Raw genomic sequence first — 630 nt, forward strand, 5'->3', positions numbered from 1 at the left:
GCAAGAGATTTACCAAGCGATTCACCATCAATTGGTGGCGAATGCTAAAGCGGTGAAGCTGTGCCAGAAAATTGTACCGAATGGCAGAATCGGCAACATGTTACTGGGTGCCATGAACTACCCATACACTTGCAACCCTGATGATGTGTTAGCCGCCATGCATGAAAACAACAAGTGGTTGTTCTTCGGTGATGTGCAAACTCGTGGTCAGTATCCTGGTTATATGAAGCGCTATTTCCGTGAAAATGGCATCGAAATTCAGATGCAAGACGGCGATTTAGAAGACATTGCCTCGGCCAGTGTCGACTTTATCTCCTTCAGCTACTACGCCAGTGGCTGTGCGAGCGCGGATCCGAAACAAAAGGAAGTCGGCAATATTGTTGAGAGCGTGCCAAATCCATATTTGGAAAAGAGCCAATGGGGCTGGTTGATCGATCCCAAAGGTCTGCGTATTTTGCTGAACTTCTTGCACGATCGCTACCAAAAGCCGCTCTTTATCGTGGAAAATGGTTTGGGAGCGAGAGATGAATTTGACGAAAATGGCGAAATTCAAGATGACTACCGCATTGCCTACCTCAACGATCACCTAGTGCAAGCGCACGAAGCCATTCTTGATGGCGTTGAATTAAT

Annotated in this window: 1 protein-coding gene; it reads left to right on the forward strand. The window is 47.0% G+C overall.

From position 1 onward, the window contains the following. On the forward strand, positions 1-630 hold a 630-nt coding region (locus tag R8O11_RS28815), incomplete at both ends, for a glycoside hydrolase family 1 protein (RefSeq protein ID WP_318195069.1).

It is taken from the genome of Vibrio sp. 1288 (genome assembly GCF_033344475.1).